At 56.1% G+C, this 1,473-nt stretch carries 1 protein-coding gene and 2 pseudogenes; all 3 read right to left on the minus strand.

Annotated features, from left to right (window positions below):
- Window positions 1-126 precede the first annotated feature (126 nt).
- Window positions 127-672 (minus strand): annotated as a pseudogene (locus tag F1735_RS33515) (HipA N-terminal domain-containing protein); the annotation flags it as partial.
- A 2-nt stretch (window positions 673-674) separates the two neighbouring features.
- The gene (locus F1735_RS33520; RefSeq protein ID WP_167241319.1) at window positions 675-938 is read right to left on the minus strand and encodes a helix-turn-helix domain-containing protein; all 264 of its coding nucleotides are present in this window, start codon (window positions 936-938) and stop codon (window positions 675-677) included.
- A 243-nt stretch (window positions 939-1,181) separates the two neighbouring features.
- Window positions 1,182-1,473: pseudogene (locus F1735_RS35990) on the minus strand (hypothetical protein); the annotation flags it as partial.

Below are 1,473 nucleotides of genomic sequence, written 5' to 3' on the forward strand. Positions count from 1 at the left end.
CGTCAGAAAAACCATCGATATCGTCTTGGATGCGTCCTGCTGCTGGTGTCATATTCGATTCCATGTGGGTACCAACTTCCTTAATTAGAGTTATGAAGTTGTCTCACAACAGTTTGACACAGGGGGGCCACGCGGCTTCAACCATTTACCATCCCACCACAAGAAAGCGTCCTTCTCTTGCGCACCGGCCAGCGAAATCCGGAAGTCCTCGTCGGGGTCCTGTGGAGCACCGTACTGGCTTGGGCTAACCACTTCAAGCAGGTGCCGTTCAATGGCTTGCTCGTCTACGGCGATGCCGTCAACCTGGGCAAGTCCTTGCGGTTCGATGCCTTCGGGCAGGAGCTGCAATGCGCCCACGCAGTCCCGGCCAATGGCCGCGAGAAGGTCGAAAGCGTCGACAGAGCCTGTCTTGAACCGGGCCGCAACACGTTTGCGGATGATGTCGCTGTCCGGCAGCAAGCCGTCGAAGTAGTGCGAGACACTGGCTCCCTTGAGCGGCTCATTATGGATATTGAACGGCATCGACAGCGAGATTGGGCGCCCACGCGTGGAGCGGCGCCAGGCGATGTCGTACTGTAGCTCGGAGTCCCCGTTGGCGTTGACCGTCCAACGGCCAACGTAATCGCCATTGGCCCAGAGGTGCAGTGTTTGGCTGTGCGAGCGGCGGCCCATGCTTACCACTCCGCCGAACTGCTTGCAGCAGAAGTATCTCGCTCGCCCAATCGAAGCTCCAGCTCGAGTGCTGCGCACCAACTGAGCAGTTGCTTGATGCTGATTTCGTCAGGATGTTTCTCAAGGTAGGAGATGCGATTCTGGCTCAAGCCGACACGATTCGCTACCGCGGTCTGCGTGAGCTTATGCCGTTTGCGCGTCGATACGAGCAGCAGGCCGAGCTGTGGCGCGGTGATGAGAAGATGGGAAGTGGGTAAGAAAGACATTTGAAAAATATCCGCTATTCAGATAGATCAATCTTATCTGAATGACGGCTAAAGTCAATATAGCCGAATAGCAGCTAAAGAGTGTGTATCCGAATGACGGATAAATCCCAGGCGAAGACGCCTACGCACCTATCGCTCAACTTCCCTGACGCTTGTCGGTCGCCCTGAATTCGGTGTTCTGTTCGCGTGCTTTGCCGAATGCTGCTGCTCGGGCGCTGTCCTGCCAGTAAGGGATGCCGCGAATTACCGGCGCAGACGCGCCTCTCCAAAAATATACGGCAGCAGGCGCGCGATATTGCGGGCGTCGTCGATGCCGCGATGGTGGGCGCCCTCGAACTTCATGCCGGCCAGGCGGATGGCTTCTCCCAGCCCCGGTTTCTTGGATAATTTCTGGCGCTCCGCCATCAGTCCCCCCTGTGTCAAACTGTTGTGAGACAACTTCATAACTCTAATTAAGGAAGTTGGTACCCACATGGAATCGAATATGACACCAGCAGCAGGACGCATCCAAGACGATATCGATGGTTTTTCTGAC

This window comes from Massilia genomosp. 1 (genome assembly GCF_011682185.1).
Classification (GTDB): domain Bacteria; phylum Pseudomonadota; class Gammaproteobacteria; order Burkholderiales; family Burkholderiaceae_D; genus Telluria_A; species Telluria_A rubra.